The organism is Actinomycetota bacterium, assembly GCA_040757835.1.
GTDB lineage: Bacteria > Actinomycetota > Geothermincolia > Geothermincolales > RBG-13-55-18 > SURF-21.
In genome coordinates this window covers 73,097-92,823 of the sequence record JBFLWJ010000010.1, presented here as the reverse complement: position 1 = coordinate 92,823, position 19,727 = coordinate 73,097, and the positions used below count along the sequence as shown (strand labels likewise).

Below are 19,727 nucleotides of genomic sequence, written 5' to 3'. Positions count from 1 at the left end.
GGTCGCGACCCTCTCGCCGGTGACAACGGGCAACGCCGGTGTGCCGCTCACGCGGAGCCTTTCGTGTCTACCAGGCCTGGAAATTGAAGTAGAGGGAACGTTCCGCCACGATGCCCGTATCGGAGTTGACCTCGATGGATATCTCGTCGCTCTGCCCCGCCTCGATGCCGACATCGATGGTCACTCTCCCCTCCGCCGGCAGCATGTATTCGCGGCTCACGGTCTCGCCGTCACCGCGCAGGAACTCGACCGTGGCCAGCTGCGGTGAGTCCTGCGGGTTGAAGAGGGCGAGGTATTCCGTGAAACCGGGGCTGGTGCAACCCTCCGGGAACAGCCAGCGGTCGCTTGCCTGGGTCACTCCCGGGCTGCAGAACCCGCCCGCGATATTGCGCGAACGGAAATAGATGGAGCGCTCGGCGGTGATGGGCAGCAGGCTGGAGATGCTCGTGGAATAATCGGTCTCCGGGGGGAGGTAAGCGTCCAGGTAGAGGGTCTTCCTCTCCCCCGCCGCAAGGTCCAGACACTCCTTCACCAGCGACCCGTCCGAGGCGAACATGCGAACTTCCAGCCAGGTGTCGTACGCACAGGGGTTGAAGACGGACAGGTAGCCGTCGAAGAAGTCCCGCGTGTTGCCCTCGGCGAAATACCAGCGGCCGCTGGGGCGTACGGCGCCGGAGGCGCAGTGGGAACCGGTGAGGATATCGTTGTACACGAAGTATTCGGACCTCTCCGCCACCACCGGGGTGCTGGAGCGCAGCACCATGGAGTAGTCTCCCTCCTCCACCAGATCGTTGACCTTGACGGTCAACCGTGACAGGGGGGCGACTTCGAAGGTGGCCTCCGTGGGATCGGCCCCCATGCCGTGCAGCTCGACCACGATGCGGGCCTCGACGATGGCGGAGGGGTTGAAGACGGCGAGGTATTCGTCGAAACCTGGCCTCACCGTGCCCTCGGAAAAGAAGAACCGGTTCGACGCCGCGCTGGCGCCGCGCGCCAGGGAACCCCCGCTGTTGCCTCCGCCACGGTTGAAATACAGGGTCCTCTCGGCGGCCACCGGCACCGATGACTCGAGGACAACCGATACGTCGTCCTCCCATGGGACTTCCGCGTTTACCGCTATGGACAACCTCTCGCGAGGCGGCACGGTGTACTCCCTCTCCAGCTCCCCGGACGGCGAGTAGTAGCGCGCCTCGACCAGGGCCGGCTTGCTGCCGGGGTTGAGCAGCAGCAGCCATTCATCGAACCCGGGGAGGGTGGTGCCCTCCGCGAAGTAATGGAGCTGTGCCGTCTCCGCGACGCCCGGACCGGAATCTCCTCCACGCACCAGTTGCTTCCATCCGTACAGCTCGCTAAGGGTGACGAAACCGAACCCGCGCCGCTGCAGGCCCTGTACCACCCCCATGACCAGCTCCAGGGTATTACGGCCTCCGAAATGGAACAGGATGATGTCCCCATCCCCGGCGCGGTTCACCATGTTGTTCACGCGGTCCTGGACCGGGACATTCGTGTTCAACGCATCCGCGCTGTCGAAGTCCCACATCACCGGGGCGTATCCCGCGGCGGCCGCGACGCCGGTGACCCTGGCGTCGATAAAGCCTCCGGGAGGGCGGAAGACGGGCAGGTACTGTCCGGTCGCCGCTCCGATGACCGCCTGGCAGGTGTTCAGTTCCGCCACGATCTGCTGGTCGGGTACCTTGGTCAGCCAGGGGTGGTTCTGGGTATGGTTACAGACGTCCCAGCCAAGCGAATCCAGTTCCGCCAGCAGGGCGGGGTTCCTCTGGGCCCAGGACCCGATGACGAAGGCGGAAGCGGTGATGCCCTGGGAGTTGAGGTAATCGACGATGCGGTGGTCGAAGCCGTAGCCGTCATCGAAGGTGAGCACGACCCGCGGCGGAGATCCGGCCCGTGCCGCACCCCCCGGGCCCTGGAGAGGAGCGAAGAAGACCATGGCGGCAACGCCGATAACGAATGCCGTGGTCCTCACGGACGAGCGGCCCCTCCTCGACAACGGTCCCTCCCTCTTCAATCGGCCAGTGCCGCCACTACGTCGCCGATGGCCTTGCGCGCCACGCGCGGATTCGAACCCCCCGAGAGCACGTAACAGACACGGCTCGGGAACAAAGCCTTCACCCTGTTCGCGAACACGGAGAAAACGCCGTCGCTGAGCTCGAAAGCGCCGTAGTCATCGCGGTGGCTGTCGTGGCCGAAGATAATGAACAGAAGGTCGTGCTCGAACTCGCTCGCCGCCTGTAATGCCTTGTCGACCCCCGCCAGGAAGCGGTCGTCGTTTGCCTGGTGCGAAAGGGCGATGTCCAGGTTGTTCAGGCCTTCCTCGCTGCCCATGGTGTATCCGGAATGGAAATTCACGTGCAGCACACCGGCATCCTGCCCCAGGATGTCCCGGGTACCGTCGCCGAAGTGCGGGTCGATATCTATGATGGCGAAACGGTCCGCCAGGGCGGCGTCGCGCAGGCTGAGCACGGCCATGGCCACGTCGTTGAGAAAGCAGAACCCCCAGAAACCGTCCTCGCTGGCATGGTGGCCGGCGGCCCCAACGAAACAGAACGCGCTATCCGCCCTCCCGGAAGCGACCTCGCCGGCGCCACGGATCACCGCTCCCGCCGAGAGCAGGGCGATCTCGTAGTAACCGCTGTTCACCACGGCGCGCAGGTGGGCAGGGCTGTGCACGCGGGCCGCGGTTTCCGCGTCCGCCGCATCCGCCTCGAACAGCCTGACCCCTTCCCGCTCGAGCAGGCCGCGCTCCCGCAGTTCCTCATAGGCTGGCGCGATGCGGTCCCGCAACGCGGGGTAGCCGCGCGCGGCGAAGTCCGGATGATAGACCAGGGCAAGCCTGCAATTCTTTTCATCCATCTTTATTTCGCCTCTTTCGGGTCATCTTGCTCCTTCCCACCGGCCGCCACCCGGCCCGTCCGCTTCTCCGGTCTGCCGGACCTCGCCGCTGCTCACTCACCTATTCGGCCTGTTAATATCCAGTATTAATGATAAACCAAACGCGGCGAAGGCAATATGATGGCATGCGCATGCTATAATCACCCTTATTCAGGATCCTGACAGGAGGTGTGGATATGCCTATCTTCGTCATGCTTACCAAGCTCACCGATAACGGGGCGAGCACCATCAACCGCGATGCCGGCCGCATCAAGGAAGTGAACAAGGACGTCGAGGACCTGGGGGCCAGGGTCCTCGCCCAGTACGCGCTCATCGGCGAGGACGATTTCCTCAACATCCTGGAGGCTCCGGACACCGAGACCATCATGCGCATCTCTTTAAAGCTGGCCTCGCGCGGCACCCTCAAGATCAAGACCATTGCCGCCGTACCCGTGGATGATTTTATCAAGTCCATGAAGTAGGTTGGATGCCCTGGCCTACCTGGGCTCGGGCTCAGTCTATGAATCGGCCCGAGCCTCCAGGTAACGGTCTTCGCTGACGCTTGATCGGCCCGGCGACGAGGCTGGTCGTCGTCGCAAGCTCCTCCGAGCACCTCGCTCGCCGGACCGGTGGCAGCGCAGATAAGCGGCTCAGACCGACCTGCGGATCTCGGGCTGGGGGTTGCGCAGGCGGGGACCGCCCGAGCCCGGCATCGTCCAGGGCAGTGGGATCCGGATAGACGATACCCGAACGGGTTCTATTCCCTTAGCCGCCCTCCCGAGCTCCACATACGGTCACGCTTCCTCTCGTTTATTGGGGCTTGGCGCGGGGAAGAAAGATACTGTCGGCCTTTTAAGAGAATGCTGAACACAAAGAGAGAAAGAAGGGGTTGAAATGGCAATCTATGTGCTCTTGAGCCGCCTGACGGACGAAGGATGCGCCACACTGACCAAGAATCCAGACCGCATCAAGGAAGTCAACAAGGACGTTGAGGCCATGGGGGGCAAGGTGCTTTCCCAGTACGTGGTAATGGGGCAATACGATTTCATCAACATCGTCGAAGCGCCCAGTAACGAGGTCATCGGCAAGATCTCCGTGCAGCTGTCGTCGCGCGGCACCGTGCGCATCATGACCCTGCCGGCCATTGAGGTGGATACCTTCATAGAGAGCCTGAAGTAGGAAACGACCCGCCACCACGGTTCAGCGCGGGCGCGGCACCGGGCATGCCTCCAGGGGGCATCTCCTGCACGCCAGGCTGTACATGGCGGCGAGAAATACCGCCCATGAAACGATGTATGCGACCAGCCGCTTCCTGGATGAACGGTTGATCTCCGGGATTGGGTACAGGAACAACGCCGGCAGCAGGGCGAGATCCCAGTAAAAACCCCGCGTTGTCATGGGCTTATCGCTGTGGGGGAACACCAGCGGGGTTATCTTCCCGAAGAGCGTGGAGCAGTATTCACCATAATATGGGCAACGCGCGCAGATGTCCTTGCGGGATATCGTGGCCAGGGCGGCCCATAGGATCCCATAACCCGGGAGCTTACGCGGGTTCTTCTCGAGCAGTGATCTCAGCCCAAGCGTCAGTGCTGGCAGGGTGGAACCCGTCGTGACAAAGGAAACGTATGTCGGCCAGGGATTAGCCGCCGGCTCACCGGTCCCGCCCCGCTCAGTCTCCATTCGCCCCCCCTTCCGCTACCGGGTTCTCAGTCCACGAAGCGATACTTGATCAGCGTCCATAAGGCGGGGAGGCCGTCTCTCCACGTGATCTTCTTCCCCTCCTCCATCTCCCTGCCGGCATAGGAGATGGGTACCTCGTAGATCCTTATCCTCTTCTTGAGGATCTTGGCGGTTATCTCCGGCTCTATGTCGAAGTGGTTCGACTTGAGCTCGATACCCTCCATGGCCTCCCGCGTGACCAGCTTATAGCAGGTCTCCATATCCGAAAGGGTGGTGTTGAAGAGGACGTTGGTCACCAGCGCGAGAAAGCGGTTGCCGACGAAATGCCAGAAGAGCATGTTCTTGCGCGGGCCGGTGAAGCGGGAACCGTAGACCACCTGCGCCTTGCCCTTTAGGATCGGGTCCAGCAGCTTCGGGTAGTCATCCGGGTCGTACTCCAGGTCCGCGTCCTGGATAAGGATGAGGTCGCCGCTGGCGGCGGCGAAGCCGGTGCGCACCGCGGCGCCCTTGCCGCGGTTCTCGGGGTGGTAAATGACACGTGTGCCCGAATCCTCCTCCATGGCCAGGATGTCCCGCGTACCGTCGCTGGAGCCGTCGTCGACTATGACGATCTCCCTCTCGAGGTCGCCCAGGTCCACCTGGCGCACCCGGCGCAATATCTCTTTTATGGTGTTACGTTCGTTGAACACCGGCATCACGATCGACAGCTTCATCTTTCAATTCCTCCAGACAAGACACTCCGCGGGACTATATGTCCCCGTACTTCTCCAAATAGTAGCGGCGAAAATCACCGCTCTTGATGGGTTCCCACCAGGCGGTGTTGTCACGATACCACTGCACCGTCTCCCGCAGCCCGGACTCGAAGTCCTGCAGCGGTTCCCAGCCCAGCTCTCTCAGTTTGGCGGTCTCTATGGAGTACCTGAGATCGTGGCCGAGCCGGTCGGGGACGCGTTCGATGGCATCTTCCCCCGCACCCAGGATATCAAGGATGGCATGGGTCAGCTCCAGGTTGGTCTTCTCCTGGCCGGCGCCGATATTGTAGGCTTCGCCCGAAAGACCGGAGCGCAGCACCAGGTCGATGGCCCGGCAGTTGTCCCTCACATAGAGCCAGTCCCTCACGTTGCTGCCCTCCCCGTACAGCGGGACCTTCCTCCCCTCCAGGAGGTTGGTGACGAAGAGCGGTATGACCTTCTCCGGGTATTGGTAAGGTCCGTAGTTGTTCGAGCTCCTGGCGATGACGGCATCGATACCGTAAGTGCGCACGTACGAGCGCACCAGCAGGTCCGCCCCGGCTTTGGAGGCGGCGTACGGGCTGTTGGGGCGCAGCGGGCTCTCTTCCGTGAAGGAACCCTCGGCGATACTTCCATAGACCTCGTCGGTGCTGATCTGCATAAAACGTATGCCCAGGGACCGTGCCTGCTCGAGCAGTCGAAAGGTGCCGAGAACATCGGTCCTGACGAAGTCCTCCGGCGAGGAGATGGAGCGGTCGACATGGGTCTCGGCCGCGAAGTTGACCACCGCGTCGGGGCCCCATGCGAATGCCTTCTCCACGTCCTCCGGCTCGCAGATATCGCCCCTATGGAAGAAGTAGCGCGCGCTCTCCTCCACCTCGGCAAGGTTCGTGGGGTTGCCGGCGTAGGTCAGCTTGTCCAGGTTGAGGACCTCGTCCCTGGGGTGTTCCGCCAGGACGTGGCGGATGAAGTTGCTGCCTATGAAGCCACAGCCGCCGGTCACCAGTAATCGCATGACGTCCTTGCTCCTCTCGGGCTGCCCCCGCCGCCGTAGCGCGGGACCTATTGCATCACAATATCCCAGTCGTAAGGCACCGCGGCCTCTTCCTGGGTCAGGCAGAGCGCGTCCGTGCTGCCGCCCTCCAGGGCCAGAAAAACCAGGGCTGAGCGGTCACCCACCGCCTTCCATCCCCGCAGCACCCCCGGCGGCACCGTAACCTCACGGAATCGGTATTCCCCGAGGAAGAGCTCCACCACCTCGTCTCGGGTCGGAGAACCCTCGCGCCTGTCGCAGAGGACCAGCTTGATGGTGCCCTCCAGGCAGGTTATCCTCTCCACCGCCTCCCGCCTGCTGACCCATGCTTCCAGCCCTCCCGGGAACAGCGCGCGGCAGGACGCGGCACGCAGGAGGCCAGGGGGGTTGCCATCTCCCCAGAGGTCGAGGGTGAGACCGACCTTGTCCAGCTCCGACGGCAGTTCCTTAACGGTGACCCCCTCGATCAATCCCGCCTCCTCACATCAGTCCGATCATGGAGTTATCACCCAGCACGAAGCGGAAGGTCTTGGGCAGCGCGAGGGACCTGCTGATCTCCACGTTCTTCCCGATCAGGCTGTCCTCGATGCGGCCCGGGATGTCCTTGATGGAGCTGTTCTCCATAACGATGGAGTGCTCCAGCTCGCTGCCCTCGACGGTGACGCCGTAATAGATGGAGGTGAAGGGCCCGATGTAGGAATCGACGATCCTCGTGTCCTTGCCGATGATGGACGGGCCACGCAGGGTGCTGCGCACCACCTCCGCCCCCTCCTCCAGGATGATCCTGCCGTCCACGCGCGAGAGCTCGTCGATGCTGCCGTCGCAGCGCGGCTCTATGTTCTCCAGCACGATACGGTTGGCCTCGAGCAGGTCCTCCAGGTGGCCGGTGTCCTTCCACCATCCCTCGATGATATGCGCCTCCACGTGATGGTCGTTGTCTATGAGGTGCTGTATGGCGTCGGTGATCTCCAGCTCGTTGCGCCACGAGGGCGAGATGGCCCTGGATGCCGCCAGGATCGACGGCCGGAACATGTAGGCCCCCACCAGGGCAAGGTCGCTCGGGGGTTTCTTTGGTTTTTCCACCAGCCTTACGATCCTGGTCCCGTCAAGCTCGGCGACGCCGAAACGCTGGGGTTCATCGACATGGGCCAGGAGGATGAGGGCGTCCACGTCCTTGTAGCGGAACTCATCCACGAAGGAGGCGATCCCCTCCTTGATGAGGTTGTCGCCCAGGTACATGACGAAGGGGGTGTCGGCGAGGAACTCCTCCGCCGTGAGCACGGCGTGGGCCAGCCCCAGGGGGGCCTCCTGCCTGATGTAGGTTATCTTGACGTCCCAGGCTGAACCGTCGCCCACCGCCTCCCGAATCTCCTCCTCTGTGTCCCCCACGATGATGCCGATGTCCAGGATGCCTGCTTCCCGCAAGGCCTCCAGGCCGTAGAACAGGATGGGTTTATTGGCCACCGGCACCAGTTGCTTGGCGCTGGTGTGGGTTATGGGACGCAGGCGGGTACCCGCTCCCCCGGACAGGATCAACCCTTTGAGTTCCATAGAAGGAAATTCTATCATACCCCGGCGCGCGGCTGCAGCCGTGACTGACCCCGGTCATTCGTACCGCCGTCCCGGCTCGGATATATTTGGATCACCGGCAGCATCAAGCCGAAACCGAATTGAAGGACAAGACGTCAACAGTAATGAAGATATGTTTGGCGACTGCTGATTGAAGGAACCATATATCTCGATTGGGAGCGGCCAACGAGCTAGTCTGGAGATGATGCCTATGAGCAAGAACGTGAGAACCGTATTGTCCATCGTCGCCATAGTCCTGCTTCTGGGTTCGACCGTTGGCCTCATCCTCACCCTTGCGGCCGGCGGTTCGGTGGGGGCAGGAGAGGCGAACCTCGAGGTGAGCCTGATCACGCGTGAGGAGATCGTCACCGCGGCCTATAAGGCTTACGGCGACGACCAGCAGAACCTGTGGGCGGCCAAGACCCTGGTCAAGAACGTCGGGGGTACCCCGGTGAAGGACTTCCGCATCGACTACAAGATCGAAGGATACTGCGATTGGACTTCCGCTGAGGTCTATCCCGAGATCCTGCCGGGCCAGACGGTACGCGACTACTGCTGGCCCAACCTGGATGACGCCCAGATGAAGGAGATCACCTCGAAGACGCCGGTCGAGCTGACGGTGAGGTACTCCTACGAAGGCCTCGACGAGCCCATCCAGGACATGGAGAAGATCTACCTGCTGGGACGCAACGACTTCGTCTTCACCAACCTGGAGGAGGACGACATCCTCACCTTCACCGACGCCTTCGACAACTACCCCATGGTCGCGGCCTTTGTCACCCCCAACGAGGAGACGGTGAAGAGCGTGGCCAACACCATCGCCGGGGGGTTGGAGACGAATACGAGTGACGACGATGCCTATACCGCTTTCATCCGCTGTTTCGACGCCATGCGAGCCATGGGGGTGAAGTATATACAGGAACCCTTGAGCTACTGGTCGGACCGAACCGCCCAGTACGTGCAGTTTCCAGCCGAGACGCTCAACCGCGCCTCCGGAACCTGCCTGGACCTGGCCATCTGCATGGCGGCCCTCATGGAGGCGGTGGGGGTCAAGTCCTATGTCGCGCTCATACCGGGGCATGCCATCCCCATTATCGAGCTGCCCATCAGCGGCGAATGGTACGCCATCGAGTCCACCTTCGTCGACAAGGACTATGCATTCTCGCACTTCCCCGAGTATCTCACCCCGGAAGTGACCGCGCAGGAGTGTGTGGATTTTGCCGCGGAAGAGCTGAACAAGGCCATGGAGGAGGGCTCTTTCATCTTCATAGACATCGAGAAGAGCTGGGAGCAGGGGGTGATGCCGATATGGTAAAGAGGCCACTGCTGCGCGAGCTCATACCCTTCATCGTTGTTCTTGCCCTCATCGTCTGCTTCTCGGCCTGGCCGGCCCTGGCCCAGGAGGTCGGCGAGGAGACCGACTATTCCATGCAGGAGGAATACCGCGTCGAGCTGAGTGAGACCGGTGACGCCCACATCACCGACACCATCACCTACGACCCTGCCTGGTTCGAGGAGTACGGTTACGTCTTCGAGGAAAACCCCAACCTTCTCAGCCGCCGCTACCGCGCAGACACCAACGTGGGCGAAGTGGAGAACTTCGACGTGGACATCGACAGCGGCGACGCGACCGTAACCGTGACCTTCGACACGCCTGGGCTGGCTTACAGGCTATCCGACGGGTGGACGGTATACGGCTACGGTGATTACGAGCTGGTCGAAGAGGGTGATGACGAGATAGTCCTGCGGGCCGCATGGACGGTGACCAACGAGTACAGCCTCTTCGAGCCCATGGGCCTCGAGGAAGAGGTGGTCATCGACCTGCCCAATGGCGCACAGAACGGCGATTACGACGAGGCGGAGGGGGCCATCGCTTATGATCTTGCCTACGCGGAGGAGAGCGCAGGGGTCCTGGCCGAGAACAAGACCCTCTTCACCATCATCTTCGCCGTGATCATGGCCCTATCGCTTATCCTGTTGCTCTACCTGTTCACGCGACGGGGGCAGACGCCCGTGGCAGTTGAGGCCGTCACCCCGGCCGCGCGGGCGGTGGAGGCGGCCTCCCCCGAAGCAGCTGCAGGTACAGGCACAAAGCCCACCGAGAAGCCGAGATTCTGCAAGAAATGCGGCCATCCCCGCAGCGGCGAGGGCGAGCGCTTCTGCCGCAAGTGCGGCGCGGAACACTCATAGCGAAGAGACATACTATTCCTGCAGGCAGGCGAGGATGGTGTCTCCCATCGTATCGATCTGCCAGGCTTTAAGCACGCCGCTTTCCCGCAGCTCGCGCAGGTTCTGCGGCTTCTGCCGCGCGATGGCTTTCAGCGCTGCATTGGGGAGCAGGAAACCGGGGTCGAGCCCCAGGTCCTCCGCTTTCCTGTCCCTGGCGATCTTGAACTGCTTGAGCATCCTCTCGGCCGAGAAGTCCCTTTTCTGATACGTGTGTGCGGGGAAAGAGGGCAGCTTAGTCCCGGGGACCTTCATGCCCCTCTCCACCGCCCTGTAAAGCTCGCCGCCGAAGCGTGCCGCCTGACGTTCCGAAAGGACCTTGAGGCCTTCAAGCTCGCGCCTGCTGCGGGGTAGCTGCTCCGCTATCCTGACCAGCCGTTCGGTGCCGATCACCTTGAAGGTGGGGATATCCACCGCTTTCGCCCTCTCCTCCCGCCAGTCCAGCAGCGCCTGCAGCACTGCCAGCTGGCGTGGCGAGAGCTCGCGGGCCCCCTTTACCCGGGTGAAAGTCGCGCCCTTCTCCGGCATTTGCTCCAGGTTGTCCACCAGCCGCTCGAACTCCTCGGATGCCCATGCCGTCCTGCCCCTGGCCGCGATCTCGTCTTTCAGCAGCTGGCGCAGGGGGAGGAGGTAGGCCACGTCGAGGGCCGCATATTCGAGCATCTCCCGCTCCAGCGGGCGCCGCGACCAGTCGGCCTTCTGCAGCCCCTTGTCCAGGGAAAGGCCGAAATACTCACCCAGCAGGTCCGCGAGTCCCACCCGCTCCTTGCCCAGGATGCGGGCGGCGATCATGGTATCGAATATGGGTGCGGGTTTGACGCCCAGGAAGGTGAGGAGCATCCTGCCGTCGTAATCGACGTCGTGAAAGACCTTCTCCACCCGCTGGTCCGCGAAGAGAGGCGCCGCCTCGGCCAGGTCCGCACCGAAGGGATCGACTATATAGATGTTCTCACCATCGCCTATCTGAAGGAGGGCGATCTTCTCCGCGTAATGGTGGTAGCTGTCTGACTCAAGGTCAACGCTGATATATTTTCTTCCACGCAGATCGTCCAGCATCTCCCGCAGGGCCGCCGTGTCGCCAACGTATTGGAAATCGATCATGCCCATATTATAAAGCCCGCCGTGGAATATGAAAGATGATAGATGCTAATATAGCTGCAGGTGATAACATGACGGAAGCCGAGACAACGAAGAAAAGGCGCCTTCCGGCATCGGAGCGGAAGAAAGTCATCCTGGACGCCGCCCAGCGCACCTTCGTGGAGTACGGCTACCACGGAGCCCTCATGGACACCATCGCCGAGCGGGCCGAGGTGACCAAGCCGATTCTCTACCGGCATTTTCCCAGCAAGCTCGACCTTCTCCTGGCCATCCTGGACCGGGCTGGCGAGGAGCTGCGCGACGCGCTGCTCCGGCCGGACCCGTCGGAAATGGACTGGCCCACCGCCACCAGGTACAGCATCCACGCCTATTTCGACTTCGTGGTGAGGTCGGAGAAAGCCTTCCGTCTCATCTACGCCACGGACCTCAATGTGGACCGCAAGGCATCGGAGCGGATCACCGAGATACGCGAGGGGATCAGGAAGATCGTCGCCGACATGATCGCCTCCTACACCGATACCTCGATCTTCCCCCGCCGGGACGTAGACATCCTGGCCATCATGCTGGTGGGGATGGTGGAGACCACGGTCATCCACTGGATGAACAACAAGGACATCTCCCACGAGGTATACGAGGAGAACCTGATAAGGGCCACCGCCAATATCCTGGCACGGCTGCCGTCACGCCCTTCGTGAGCTGCGGTAAGCATGTCCGCCGCGTGCACCGCTACCTGCTCTGCTTGTGATATCATGTTGACTGCAAATTAGTAACCGGTTTCTTTACCTGTTAGTCAAACGCAACCGTGATACGGGGCTGAACGGTAGAGACCATCGTATGGAGGGCAGGGGTTGGCCAGGAAGAGACTGCCGGCGGCGGAGAGGAAGCAGGCCATCATCAAGGCCGCCGAGCGCTGCCTCGCCCGCAAGGGTTTCTATAACTGCACCACGGCCGATATCGCCGCCGCGGCGGGCATCACCGAGCCCGTTCTCTACCAGCATTTCCGGGACAAGAGCGATATCGTCGACTCCCTGCGGGACCATGCCGTCAAAGATATCTCCGAATACGTGGTCAGGCGGGTCCTGAAGAAGCAGACCCCCCTGGAGGGCCTGCGCGAATGCGCTGAGGCGGTCTTCGATTATACGCTGCGGCACCGCAGCACCATGCGCGCTTACTACTATTCCATACCCGAACTGGGCAAGGGCGGCCTGCGGCGCTCGCCGGTGGAGGGCGTGCACAACTTCCACGCAGCCGTCTCGTATGTGCTGGCGGAGGCACAGCGCGCGGGGACGGCCGACAGCGAGATGGACGCAAACGATTTCGCCTGGAGCTACGTCTCGCTGGTGCAGATCGTGTTCATCGCCAACGCCCTGGGCCTGGACGTGCCCTTCATCTTCAAGGACGCCTACATGGACCTCATCGACCGCCTGCTGGCGACGGTGGCAACGCCGAAGGGAGCGGGGGTGTAGCGCGATGGCCGCGAAGTACGGCACCCGGGGCAACCGCAGGCAGCAGATCATCGATGCGGCCATAACCGCCTTCGCCACTAAGAACTACGACGGCGCCTCGGTGGTGGATATCGCCAACGCCGCGGGCATCACCAAGCGCGCCATCTACCGCTACTTCTCCACCAAGCGGGAACTCTTCTACACCGTGCGGAACGAGGTCTACAGCGCCATCGTGAACAACCTCTGGAGGGAGCTGCCGGAGACTGAGAGTTTCAACGAGCTGGCGGAAGCCCTCTTGCGCAACCACGTCCGGTTCAGCCTGGAGAACCCGGAGATGGCGCGCATCGTGGTCAACACCATCTCCGAGGCGGCCACCCGGGAGCTGCAGGAGAACATCGCTGCCCTGCTCGATGAGCGCACCGACGAAGTGCAGGCGCTGATGCAGGCCGGCAAGGAGCAGGGTGAGCTGGACCCGGACCTGGACATCCCCTACGTAGCATGGATCATCGTGCTGATGTTCTTCTTCCTCATCTACATGCAGGCGTGCGAGGACGACCGGTTGATAGCGCGCGGCGAGGACGCGGCTTCGGTACTGATCAGGCCCTTCCTGGCCTCCCTCGCCCCCCGCGTTCCCACAGATGGTGGGTAGGCCGCACCGCGAAAGCGATTTTGCCGTCATTGCACGACGGCGCCAGCGCCTTGATGCTTCCGGGCGTTAAGGCCTGGCACGTGTACGTCGGGATGTCACTCGTAGATCTTCTCTTCCTCGTTAAAGGCCTCGGGGGCGTCCAGTTCGACGTCGCGCCGGCCCTGCACCTTTTCCGACAACTCCTTGTAGAACTCGTGCTGGATGATGAGGTTCATCACCTGGTTGGTCCCGGTCCAGATGGAGAGGAGGCGGCAGTCCCGCAGCATTCTCTCGATGGGGTAGACGTTGGTGTAGGCGATGCCCCCCATGGCCTGCATAGCGTTGTAGACGATGTCCCAAACCGCCTCGGTGGCATATTTTTTGGACTCGGAGACCATGCGCCGCATGCGCCCGTGGGGCACCCCCGCGTCGATGGCCTTGGCGGTCATCCACACCAGGCTGGCCATGGAGTCCAGCTTGACCAGGCTCTCGGCGATCATGAATGAGACGGCCTGGAAGTTCTTGATCTCCATCCCGAAGGCCTTGCGCCGCGTGGTATAGCGCGCCGCCAGCTCGATGGCCTCGCGCGCGGAGCCGATGCAGCCGGAGGCCGAGGTCATACGCTCCGGGACCATCATGCGGTAGAAGATATGGGAGGCGCCGTTCTCCTCCCCCACCAGGTTCTCCGCCGGCACCCTGGTATCGCGGAAGAGCACCCTGCCGGTGCCGCTGCCCCGCGCGCCCATGAGCCCGTAGACCGTCTTCACTTCAACGCTGTCGTCCCGCTCCACCAGGAAGCAGCTGAGGCCGTCGCGGGGGGGTGCATCCGGGTTCGTGCGCGCGTAGACCATGAAATAGTCGGCGCCCTCCGCCCCCACGATGAACCTCTTCTGGCCATGCAGGACGTAGTGGTCACCCTCGCGCCGTGCCGTGCAGGTGGCCCCGAAGAAATCGCTGCCGCCGCGGGGTTCGGTAAGCGCCTCCGCGCACACCTTCTCCCCCTTGAGGGTGGGCACCAGGAAGCGCTGCTTGTGGTCCTCGTTGCCGAACTGCACGATGCACTCACCCACTATGCTCACCAGGGAATAGAGGCAGGTGAGGGGGACCCCGACCAGGGACATCTCGGAGATGGCGATGATCTCGTCAGCCCACTTCATATCCCTGCCGCCGTACGCGGCCGGGAAGCGCAGCCCCAGGAGGTTACGCTTGCCCGCCTCCTCCAGGAAGAACTTCGGGAACGGCGCCACCATGGCATCCATATCCAGGACGAGCTGACGAGGGACCCAGCTGACCAGGTCGCGCATCTCCTCCTGCAGGCTCTTCTGCTCCTCGGTCATGATGAAATCGAACATGTCTCTCCCTCCTCTATGCGGCAACACGGACGTCCTTATGGCTGCTGGCTCTCTTCACGTCACCTGAAGGCCCTCTTCTCCCGCCTGCCGCAGGGGATCCTCTCCCCGCAAGCCGGCTCCGCTCCCCTCATCCATCCTGGCGACGACGTCGCGGGCAATCGCGAGGAACTCGGCCTCCACCTCCTGTTCCTCCAGTATCTCCAGGAAGCTGGACGCGAACTCCAGCATCTCCCGCCGTATCTCCCGCAACTCCTCTATCCTCTCGTCTATCTCTCGGATGTGCTTCAAGCCGTACTCAAGGGTGCGCATGATCTGTCGTTTCTGAGTGGGGTCGACCTCGTACAGCTCGAGTATGTCCACCAGCTCCGACAGGGAGTAGCCGAAGCGCTTACCGCGCAGGATCAGTTTCAGCCGCGCCCGGTCCCGGTCGTCGTACAACCGCTGACTGGTCGGCGTATTGCGGTGGGGATTGAGCAGCCCCACTTCCTCGTAGTACCGGATGGCCCGCGGGGTTATACCGAACTCCGCCGCCAGCTCGGAGATGGTGGTCATGCCCCGGAGATCCGTCCCCTCGTTCTTTTCAGGCATGCGCATTCCTCCCGGCCTAGTTCCTCGCCAGTTCCCCTTCCCGCCGCTTCCCGGCCCGCGGGGACGCTTCCGTCTCCGCCAGGGCGAGGTCCTGGTAAACGTGGAAGAGGCGGGCGCAGAAACCGTCCCACCTCTCGCAGACCTCCAGGGTCTTCTCGTTCATTTCGAAGAGGTGCGGGACGGAGAGCAGTTCCTCGATCTCCATTGCGTACTCCCTTACGGCGTCCCTGGCGGCGCCCGCGAGCATATCGGCCACGAACTCCGCCGGTGGATACCAGTCGGCCACCCGCAGAAAGTCCCGGTGCATCTGGGTGAGGAGCACGTTGCGCGGGCCCTCCCACAGTTCGTTGACCAGCCCGTCCCGCAGCATACGCGGGAAGGCCGAGAAGTCCTCCATAACGCCGTGGCCCCCGAAGATGCTGATGCCCAGGCGTGAATCGTCGTTGGCATCGCTGGCCACGGTGATCTTCTGGAGCATGATCAGCTGCCTCACCTGGAACCTCTTCTTCTTCAACACCAGGGGCTCGTCCGTGTCGAGCCCGGGCGAGAGGCCACCGGGGAGGGCGAGGAAATCACGGTAGACCTTGAAGCTGGCTGCCACCGCCCGCCGGGCGCGGTGCTCTATGCGCGCGATCTGGCCGGCCACCATGGGGAAGAGGTTGAGGGGCAGGCCGAAGGCGGTTCGGAACTCGGCGTACTTCTTGCCCTCGCGCAGGCCCCGCAGCATACCGCTGCTCATGCCCATGCCCACCACCAGGCGGGAGAGGGTGAGCACGATCCCGACCACGTTGGCCACGCCCCGGTCCAGGGGCCCCACCGGATAGGCGACGGCGCCGTCGAAGGTTATCTCGGCGGTGGGCAGCTCCACCGTGCCAAGCTTCCACTTCAGGCGGTCGATGGTGTAACCGTTGCGTATCTCCCTGTCCTTGTTCCCCGGCAGCCACATGGGTACTACGAAGAGGCCCGCCCTCTCCGACCCGCTGGGCTTGCCGGTGACCACGGCGTAATCGGCGTGGGCCGCGGAGCAGAAGAACTTGTTACCGTAGAGGCGCCAGCCGCCGTCCTCCTCCACGGCCTCGAGCAGGTTGGAGGGCACGTCGGAGCCGCCCTGTATCTCGGTGACGAACTGGGACCCGATGGCATACTCGCCGTCCCTGCCCTCCTTGACGTGCGCGAGGATGGACCTGGTCTCGGGGGTGTCCGCGAACCTCTCCAGCAGCGCCACCAGCCCCCACGTGCACGCCAGGGGGCAGACGATGCCGCACTCGGAGTTCTGGGCCATCAGGGATATCTTCATGAACCTGGTCCAGGGAGAGGTGCGGTCCGAGAAGATGCCCTCGGAGAAGACCTCCCTCTCCATGACCTCCAGCTCATGGGGCCGCACGATGCGGTCGATGCGGTTCCTGTGGCCGTCGTAGTGCATAATGTACGGCCGGTTCTCCGGCGTCGCTATCCTCTCCGCGAAGTCCCGCCAGCGGAATGACGCTTTCCGGGAGAACTCCCTGGCCTCCCGGTCCACGTCCCCGGCCTCGGGACCTGCGAACACCTCCACCATCCTCTGGAGGAAGGGATCGTCAGCGTAGTAATCCACGTTCGCGCGCCATGCGAGGTAGGGATTGAAGCTGTAGGGGTTGTTCCTGTCTGGAAGGGACATCCGAGACCTCCTTCGCTATCCCGCGCTGCCCAGGTGCATTACCGGCGGAGGCGGTGGTGTGAGACGGGGGCCAGCCCGCAAGCTCCAGCCTTGGACCTCCTACCATGAATTAACGTTAACGTTAACGTTAATTCATTAGTGGTATATTAGGCTCGCCCCTCCCGCGTGTCAAGCAGGGCAGACCCTGCCGGCCGCAGGCTGGTCAGGCCCACTGGCTGGCCCGCCCTACCGCCTTCTTCCAGCCCGTATAGAGCGACTCCCGCACCCCGGTGTCCATGGCGGGCGCGAACTCCCGGTCCACGCGGCGGATGCGCGTTATATCGTCGGGATATTTCCAGACCCCCGCCGCGATACCGGTGAGGAAGGCCGCTCCCACCGCGGTGGCCTCGAGCATCTGCGGGCGCTCAACCTTGACGTCGAGGATGTCGGCGAGGAACTGCATCAGGAAATCATTGGCCGAAGCGCCTCCGTCAGCTTTTATGCTGGCGACCTGGATGCCGGAGTCCTTCTGCATGGCCTCGATGACGTCCTTGCACTGGTAGGCGATGGACTCCAGGGTCGCCCTCACTACCTGCTCCTTGCTGGTGGCGCGGGTGAGGCCGATGACGGTGCCGCGGGCGAAGGGGTCCCAGTAGGGGGCGGTGAGTCCGGTGAAGGCGGGCACGACATATACCCCGCCGCAGTCGTCGCAGGCCTGGGCAAGTCTCTCGGAGTCCGAGGCCTCCTTGATGATCCCCAGGTTGTCCCGGAGCCATTGCACGGAGGAGCCGGCGCTGGAGATGATACCCTCCATCATGTAGGTGGTCTTTCCGTCTATCTGCCAGGCGATGAGGGGGGTCAGCCGGTTGATGGAGGCCATGGGCTCGTCACCGGTGTTCATGTCGATGAAGGTGCCGGTGCCGTTGGTGCATTTCACGCTGCCCCTCTCGAAGCATGCTTCCCCGAAGAGAGCCGCCTGCTGGTCGGCCACCACGCACTTGATGGGGATGGGGTCCCCGAAGACCTCGGTGGCCCCGAAATCGCCGGCGGTGTCCCTGATCTCCGGGAAGACCAGGTCACCCGGGAGCTTGAAGGGTTTGAGCAGCAGCGAACTCCACCTCATCCCGAAGGGGTCGTACATGCCGGTGGCGCTCACGTTGGAGTAATCGGTGGCGTGCACTCCGCGCGCGGTGTAGTTCCACACCAGCCAGGTATCCACGGTGCCCATGAGAAGCTTGCCGGCGGCCGCCTTCTCCTTCGCCCCGGGCACGTTGTCCAGCACCCAGCGGGCATGGGCCGAGGACTGTGCCGGGGTCACGGTGAAATGCGCCGCGGTGATGAGCAGCTTGCCCACGTTGCTCTTGCGCATACCCTCGCTGAGATAGGCCAGTCTCTGGTAACCCCTGCCGAGCACGTGGAGCGTTCTGAAGAGCGGGCTGTTGTTGATGCCCTCGCAGACATCCGACATCCTGACGTCCTGCCAGGTGATGGCGTTGTAGACCGGCTCCCCCGTCTCGGCGTCCCAGATCATACTGGTCGCCCGCTGGGTGGCGATACCCATGGCCACGATGTCCTTCGGCGCCGCTCCCGCTTCCTCCAGGGCTTGCCTGGTGACGTCGACACAGGTCTCGTAGAGGACTACCGGGTCCTGCTCGGTCCAGCCGGGTTTGGGAAAGATCTGGGGGACCTCCCGGTAGACCTCGCAGACGATGTTGGTCTCGCGGTCGAAGAGCACCGCCCGGGTGCCGGTGGTGCCCACGTCGTTCACGAGGATATATTTACCTTCCATGCTGCCCCCAATCCACTCCGGATGTCCTCATTAACCCTTCCGTCCCCTATTATAATCGCTTCCCGTACTCTGGACGCGCGCGAAGGAGTTTATTAAGGTCCATGGACGGGCATCATTAATGGTGGTCTAAGAGTGGCGAGCGAAAGGGGTGAACGCGATGCCTAGAGTGGTACATTTCGACATCGACACCGACGACCCGGAGCGGGCCATTGCCTTCTACGGCGAGGTCTTCGGATGGAAAGCCGAGAAGTGGGAAGGACCCATGGACTACTGGCTGGTGACGACAGGTGCCGATGATGAACCTGGGATAAACGGCGGCATGGGCAGGCGCTCGGACGGTGGGATCTCCTTCAATACCTACCGTTGCACCATCGAGGTGCCGGACGCGGACGAGTACGCGGCCAGGGTGAAGGAGAAGGGCGGCCAGGTCGTCATGGAGAAGACCCCTATACCCGGCGTGGGGTGGTTCGTCGCTTGCGTCGACACCGAGGGCAACCATTTCGGGCTCTTACAGAGCGACGAAACGGCGGGATGACAGGGTCATGGGGTCGTACCTTCAGTCTTAAATCCTCGTGGTCGGGCACCTATAGATCGTGTAACAGGCCTGGAACTGAAGACTGAAGATACGACCCCAATGAGTCGTGGGCCCAGGCGCGGTTGTCGCCGTACATGGCGCGCTCGGCCACCACCGGCTGGTCGGAGCTGACCAGGGTGGAGACATCGAAGGAATAGACGTAGTCGTTGGCCTTGAAGGTGCGGCGCGTTCCCGGCGGCAGGGTCGCACTGGGTCCGGGCCTGGGCCCCCCGTCGGTCATGAAGGACAGGGTCACCTCGGCCGGGACGCCGCCGGGGTTCTGCACCAGGATGAAGGTCTCCATGCCCCCCGCCGTAGAGCCCTCGGCCAGGTACCAGGTGGTGGCGGGGGTGGTGACGCCGATGGAGTCGTGGGCCCAGGCGCGGTTGTCGCCGTACATGGCGCGCTCGGCCACCACCGGCTGGTCGGAGCTGACCAGGGTGGAGACATCGAAGGAATAGACGTAGTCGTTGGCCTTGAAGGTGCGGCGCG

Annotated in this window: 21 protein-coding genes; 8 read left to right on the top strand and 13 right to left on the bottom strand. The window is 62.8% G+C overall.

The window, feature by feature from the left end:
- Positions 1-67: 67 nt before the first annotated feature.
- Both AB1384_09705 and AB1384_09700 read right to left on the bottom strand, forming a co-directional pair.
- A complete protein-coding gene (locus tag AB1384_09705; GenBank protein MEW6554548.1) occupies positions 68-2,008 on the bottom strand; it encodes a DUF5719 family protein in 1,941 nt (646 codons plus the stop codon).
- A gap of 14 nt (positions 2,009-2,022) precedes the next feature.
- The gene (locus AB1384_09700; protein MEW6554547.1) at positions 2,023-2,871 is read right to left on the bottom strand and encodes a histone deacetylase; all 849 of its coding nucleotides are present in this window, start codon (positions 2,869-2,871) and stop codon (positions 2,023-2,025) included.
- A 215-nt stretch (positions 2,872-3,086) separates the two neighbouring features.
- Between AB1384_09700 and AB1384_09695 the strand changes: the two genes are divergently transcribed.
- Together AB1384_09695 and AB1384_09690 are read left to right on the top strand one after the other, a co-directional pair.
- The gene (locus AB1384_09695; protein MEW6554546.1) at positions 3,087-3,371 is read left to right on the top strand and encodes a GYD domain-containing protein; all 285 of its coding nucleotides are present in this window, start codon (positions 3,087-3,089) and stop codon (positions 3,369-3,371) included.
- A gap of 412 nt (positions 3,372-3,783) precedes the next feature.
- The gene (locus tag AB1384_09690; GenBank protein ID MEW6554545.1) at positions 3,784-4,068 is read left to right on the top strand and encodes a GYD domain-containing protein; all 285 of its coding nucleotides are present in this window, start codon (positions 3,784-3,786) and stop codon (positions 4,066-4,068) included.
- A gap of 21 nt (positions 4,069-4,089) precedes the next feature.
- On the opposite strand, the gene AB1384_09685 is transcribed toward AB1384_09690, so the two are convergent.
- Genes AB1384_09685 through AB1384_09665 form a run of 5 tightly spaced genes read right to left on the bottom strand, consistent with a single transcriptional unit; the run spans position 4,090 to position 7,884 of the window.
- A complete protein-coding gene (locus AB1384_09685) occupies positions 4,090-4,569 on the bottom strand; it encodes a hypothetical protein (GenBank protein MEW6554544.1) in 480 nt (159 codons plus the stop codon).
- Between the two features lie 26 nt (positions 4,570-4,595).
- Positions 4,596-5,282, bottom strand: a complete 687-nt coding sequence (locus AB1384_09680) for a glycosyltransferase family 2 protein (GenBank protein MEW6554543.1) — start codon at positions 5,280-5,282, stop codon at positions 4,596-4,598.
- Positions 5,283-5,316: 34 nt separating this feature from the next.
- Positions 5,317-6,315, bottom strand: a complete 999-nt coding sequence (rfbB, locus tag AB1384_09675; GenBank protein ID MEW6554542.1) for a dTDP-glucose 4,6-dehydratase — start codon at positions 6,313-6,315, stop codon at positions 5,317-5,319.
- Positions 6,316-6,362: 47 nt separating this feature from the next.
- Positions 6,363-6,803 (bottom strand): dTDP-4-dehydrorhamnose 3,5-epimerase family protein, encoded by a 441-nt coding sequence (locus tag AB1384_09670; GenBank protein MEW6554541.1) that lies wholly within the window; start codon positions 6,801-6,803, stop codon positions 6,363-6,365.
- 10 nt (positions 6,804-6,813) lie between these two features.
- Positions 6,814-7,884, bottom strand: coding sequence for a glucose-1-phosphate thymidylyltransferase (locus AB1384_09665; GenBank protein ID MEW6554540.1), 1,071 nt, complete (start codon positions 7,882-7,884; stop codon positions 6,814-6,816).
- A gap of 229 nt (positions 7,885-8,113) precedes the next feature.
- Between AB1384_09665 and AB1384_09660 the strand changes: the two genes are divergently transcribed.
- Complete coding sequence (locus AB1384_09660) at positions 8,114-9,217, top strand: hypothetical protein (GenBank protein MEW6554539.1); 1,104 nt, start codon at positions 8,114-8,116, stop codon at positions 9,215-9,217.
- Positions 9,211-10,092 carry a zinc ribbon domain-containing protein gene (locus AB1384_09655; protein MEW6554538.1) on the top strand — a complete coding sequence of 294 codons (882 nt, stop codon included), beginning with the start codon at positions 9,211-9,213 and terminating at the stop codon, positions 10,090-10,092. Before AB1384_09660 ends, AB1384_09655 begins: the two co-directional genes overlap by 7 nt.
- Before the next feature lie 12 nt (positions 10,093-10,104).
- Here AB1384_09655 and AB1384_09650 read toward each other — a convergent pair whose 3' ends face one another.
- The gene (locus AB1384_09650) at positions 10,105-11,229 is read right to left on the bottom strand and encodes an HRDC domain-containing protein (protein MEW6554537.1); all 1,125 of its coding nucleotides are present in this window, start codon (positions 11,227-11,229) and stop codon (positions 10,105-10,107) included.
- A 68-nt stretch (positions 11,230-11,297) separates the two neighbouring features.
- Between AB1384_09650 and AB1384_09645 the strand changes: the two genes are divergently transcribed.
- The 3 genes from AB1384_09645 to AB1384_09635 all read left to right on the top strand — a co-directional run bounded on the left by AB1384_09645 (position 11,298) and on the right by AB1384_09635 (position 13,320).
- Positions 11,298-11,921 carry a TetR/AcrR family transcriptional regulator gene (locus AB1384_09645; GenBank protein ID MEW6554536.1) on the top strand — a complete coding sequence of 208 codons (624 nt, stop codon included), beginning with the start codon at positions 11,298-11,300 and terminating at the stop codon, positions 11,919-11,921.
- 153 nt (positions 11,922-12,074) lie between these two features.
- Positions 12,075-12,692, top strand: a complete 618-nt coding sequence (locus AB1384_09640) for a TetR/AcrR family transcriptional regulator (protein ID MEW6554535.1) — start codon at positions 12,075-12,077, stop codon at positions 12,690-12,692.
- Between the two features lie 4 nt (positions 12,693-12,696).
- Positions 12,697-13,320: a TetR/AcrR family transcriptional regulator gene (locus tag AB1384_09635; GenBank protein MEW6554534.1), complete on the top strand. Its 624-nt coding sequence runs from the start codon at positions 12,697-12,699 to the stop codon at positions 13,318-13,320.
- A gap of 95 nt (positions 13,321-13,415) precedes the next feature.
- On the opposite strand, the gene AB1384_09630 is transcribed toward AB1384_09635, so the two are convergent.
- From AB1384_09630 to AB1384_09615, 4 genes are all read right to left on the bottom strand, one after another.
- Positions 13,416-14,651, bottom strand: a complete 1,236-nt coding sequence (locus tag AB1384_09630) for an acyl-CoA dehydrogenase family protein (protein ID MEW6554533.1) — start codon at positions 14,649-14,651, stop codon at positions 13,416-13,418.
- Positions 14,652-14,705: 54 nt separating this feature from the next.
- Positions 14,706-15,239, bottom strand: a complete 534-nt coding sequence (locus AB1384_09625) for a MerR family transcriptional regulator (protein MEW6554532.1) — start codon at positions 15,237-15,239, stop codon at positions 14,706-14,708.
- Positions 15,240-15,255: 16 nt separating this feature from the next.
- The gene (locus AB1384_09620) at positions 15,256-16,893 is read right to left on the bottom strand and encodes an acyl-CoA dehydrogenase family protein (protein MEW6554531.1); all 1,638 of its coding nucleotides are present in this window, start codon (positions 16,891-16,893) and stop codon (positions 15,256-15,258) included.
- Between the two features lie 202 nt (positions 16,894-17,095).
- The gene (locus AB1384_09615; protein MEW6554530.1) at positions 17,096-18,661 is read right to left on the bottom strand and encodes an FGGY family carbohydrate kinase; all 1,566 of its coding nucleotides are present in this window, start codon (positions 18,659-18,661) and stop codon (positions 17,096-17,098) included.
- Positions 18,662-18,818: 157 nt separating this feature from the next.
- Here AB1384_09615 and AB1384_09610 point away from each other — a divergent pair, with 157 nt between their 5' ends.
- Positions 18,819-19,196 carry a VOC family protein gene (locus AB1384_09610; protein MEW6554529.1) on the top strand — a complete coding sequence of 126 codons (378 nt, stop codon included), beginning with the start codon at positions 18,819-18,821 and terminating at the stop codon, positions 19,194-19,196.
- 49 nt (positions 19,197-19,245) lie between these two features.
- Here AB1384_09610 and AB1384_09605 read toward each other — a convergent pair.
- Positions 19,246-19,727 (bottom strand): hypothetical protein (locus AB1384_09605; protein ID MEW6554528.1); only part of this gene is annotated, 482 nt, incomplete at its 5' end.

Excerpts from the sequence above, each read along its gene's own strand:
- AB1384_09700 (MEW6554547.1), bottom strand. The coding sequence starts at position 2,871 with ATGGATGAAAAGAATTGCAGGCTTGCCCTGGTCTATCATCCGGACTTC.
- AB1384_09695 (MEW6554546.1), top strand. The coding sequence starts at position 3,087 with ATGCCTATCTTCGTCATGCTTACCAAGCTCACCGATAACGGGGCGAGC.
- AB1384_09690 (MEW6554545.1), top strand. The coding sequence starts at position 3,784 with ATGGCAATCTATGTGCTCTTGAGCCGCCTGACGGACGAAGGATGCGCC.
- AB1384_09685 (MEW6554544.1), bottom strand. The coding sequence starts at position 4,569 with ATGGAGACTGAGCGGGGCGGGACCGGTGAGCCGGCGGCTAATCCCTGG.
- AB1384_09680 (MEW6554543.1), bottom strand. The coding sequence starts at position 5,282 with ATGAAGCTGTCGATCGTGATGCCGGTGTTCAACGAACGTAACACCATA.
- rfbB (MEW6554542.1), bottom strand. The coding sequence starts at position 6,315 with ATGCGATTACTGGTGACCGGCGGCTGTGGCTTCATAGGCAGCAACTTC.
- AB1384_09665 (MEW6554540.1), bottom strand. The coding sequence starts at position 7,884 with ATGGAACTCAAAGGGTTGATCCTGTCCGGGGGAGCGGGTACCCGCCTG.
- AB1384_09660 (MEW6554539.1), top strand. The coding sequence starts at position 8,114 with ATGAGCAAGAACGTGAGAACCGTATTGTCCATCGTCGCCATAGTCCTG.
- AB1384_09655 (MEW6554538.1), top strand. The coding sequence starts at position 9,211 with ATGGTAAAGAGGCCACTGCTGCGCGAGCTCATACCCTTCATCGTTGTT.
- AB1384_09650 (MEW6554537.1), bottom strand. The coding sequence starts at position 11,229 with ATGATCGATTTCCAATACGTTGGCGACACGGCGGCCCTGCGGGAGATG.
- AB1384_09645 (MEW6554536.1), top strand. The coding sequence starts at position 11,298 with ATGACGGAAGCCGAGACAACGAAGAAAAGGCGCCTTCCGGCATCGGAG.
- AB1384_09635 (MEW6554534.1), top strand. The coding sequence starts at position 12,697 with ATGGCCGCGAAGTACGGCACCCGGGGCAACCGCAGGCAGCAGATCATC.
- AB1384_09630 (MEW6554533.1), bottom strand. The coding sequence starts at position 14,651 with ATGTTCGATTTCATCATGACCGAGGAGCAGAAGAGCCTGCAGGAGGAG.
- AB1384_09625 (MEW6554532.1), bottom strand. The coding sequence starts at position 15,239 with ATGCCTGAAAAGAACGAGGGGACGGATCTCCGGGGCATGACCACCATC.
- AB1384_09620 (MEW6554531.1), bottom strand. The coding sequence starts at position 16,893 with ATGTCCCTTCCAGACAGGAACAACCCCTACAGCTTCAATCCCTACCTC.
- AB1384_09615 (MEW6554530.1), bottom strand. The coding sequence starts at position 18,661 with ATGGAAGGTAAATATATCCTCGTGAACGACGTGGGCACCACCGGCACC.
- AB1384_09610 (MEW6554529.1), top strand. The coding sequence starts at position 18,819 with ATGCCTAGAGTGGTACATTTCGACATCGACACCGACGACCCGGAGCGG.